The sequence below is a fragment of the Variovorax glucosi genome (assembly GCF_051216695.1).
GTDB lineage: Bacteria > Pseudomonadota > Gammaproteobacteria > Burkholderiales > Burkholderiaceae_C > Variovorax.
In genome coordinates, this window is sequence record NZ_JBPJZE010000041.1 from 1 (window position 1) to 1,717 (window position 1,717).

At 64.9% G+C, this 1,717-nt stretch carries 3 protein-coding genes; 1 reads left to right on the forward strand and 2 read right to left on the reverse strand.

The features are described from left to right. Nucleotides 1–649, forward strand: a 649-nt coding sequence (locus tag ACSFA3_RS22605; RefSeq protein ID WP_435507721.1) for an SRPBCC family protein, incomplete at its 5' end; no start/stop codon positions are given. A 4-nt stretch (nt 650–653) separates the two neighbouring features. On the opposite strand, the gene ACSFA3_RS22610 is transcribed toward ACSFA3_RS22605, so the two are convergent. After that, nucleotides 654–1,301: an FABP family protein gene (locus ACSFA3_RS22610; protein WP_435465687.1), complete on the reverse strand. Its 648-nt coding sequence runs from the start codon at nt 1,299–1,301 to the stop codon at nt 654–656. 45 nt (nt 1,302–1,346) lie between these two features. Next, on the reverse strand, nt 1,347–1,717 hold a 371-nt coding region (locus ACSFA3_RS22615; RefSeq protein WP_435507722.1), incomplete at its 5' end, for a Bug family tripartite tricarboxylate transporter substrate binding protein.

Consider the following 1,717-nt stretch of genomic DNA (forward strand, 5'->3'; position numbering starts at 1 on the left):
CGATGGCGAAAACGCCCAACTCGACATCGACAACTGGCTGGGCCGCTTCGGCGGCGACCTGCGCTCATGGGGCTACGACAGCTGGGTGCCGTTTCACCAGCACGCCTTCGACAACGCGGCCAACTGGAAGATCCCTTTTGAGGCGAACCTGGAGACGCATCACTTCCAGTACGCGCACCGCAACAGCATCGCCGCACTGTTCTACGACAACCTGCTGATGGCCGACCACGACCGGCAGCACCAGCGCCTCTTCCTGCCCAAGCGCAGCATCGAAGGCCTACGCGGCACACCCACGCAGGCATGGCAGGTGGGGCCGCACTCGAACATCATTTACTACTTCTTCCCGGCGACTTTCATCCTGCACGAGGGCGATCACGCCAACGCGTTCACCGTGCTGCCCGAATCGCCGGGGCGCTCACGCGTGATCGCGAGCACGCTGATTCCCGAACTGCCGAAGACTGAGAAGTCGATGAACTACTGGCGCAAGAACGTCGAATCGTTCTGGGGCGCGCTCGACGAAGACTTCGCACTCGGCGTGTCGGCGCAATCGACGCTTGCGAGCGGTGCGCAGACATCGCTGTACTTCGGCGCGACCGAGTGGTGCTCGGCCAAGTTCCACGCGGACGTGGAAGCGGCACTCGCGGAGTAGCGGCTCAGGCTGCGGCCATCGCGGCCTGTGCCGTCGGGTTCGGCGTGGGCTCGCCGATCTTGCGCAGCGTGTTGCGGTCGGTGTGGCTGAAGGGCTCGGCCTTTCCGAGCACGCTCAGCACCGTTTCCAGCTCATACGACCAGCTGCCGTCGTCGTGGATGGTCACTTGGATGCTGTAGCGCAGCGTCTTGAACGCATGCTCCAGGAACGGGTTGGCCACGATGCCGTTGGTTTCGCCGCCGCGCACTGCTTCGAGCCTGAAGCTGCGGTCATCGGCCTTCGCGTGCCCCGTGGCCATGGCCGTAAGGCCGCGCGGGATCGACAGCGTCTGGATCAGTGCACCCGTGGCGGGCTCCCAGAGCCAATAGCCGACCTGATCGTGAAAAGTCTCCACATCGTCAGGCTTGACGATGCGCAGGTGGTAGCGCAGCCCGTAGAAGATCTGCGGCCCGTTGGTCTGCGCGTCGATGGGCTGGAACTCCGCGTGCTCGATGTAGGCCTCGGCCTCGGGGCCGTCCTCCTTCGGGCTCACGTCGTGGCCGGCCTTGCCGATCCAGAGGCCCGCCAGGCCCGTGAGCGGGCCCAGGTTGGCGAGCGTGTGCGGATCGGGCTCGGGTTCCGTGTAGATGTCGCGGGGAAACTGCTGTTCCATGTTCTTTCTCTTCCTGGAGTCTTCTGGCGTGGGTTGTCGAGAATGTTATTGGTCAAGGCGGATGCCGACCTTGGCAATGATCGCACCCCATTTGCGGCCTTCGCTATCGATGAAGGCCTTGAACTCTTCCGGCGAGCCGCCGCCCGCCACCAGCCCCTGGTTGGCCAGCAACTCGCGCACGGCGGGCTCCTGCAGCACGGCGTTGACGTCGGCGTTGATGCGGCGCACCACCTCGGGCGATGTGCCGCTGGCGGTGAACAAACCGTTCCAGGCCAGCGACTCGAAACCCGGGTAGCCCGACTCAGCCACGGTAGGCAGGTCTTTCATGAGCTCGGAGCGCTTGGCGCTGGTCACGGCGATGAGCTTCACGCGCTGGCCCTGGATCAACGGCAGCAGCGCGGGCGCCACCGTGAACA

Excerpts from the sequence above, each read along its gene's own strand:
- ACSFA3_RS22610 (WP_435465687.1), bottom strand. The coding sequence starts at position 1,301 with ATGGAACAGCAGTTTCCCCGCGACATCTACACGGAACCCGAGCCCGAT.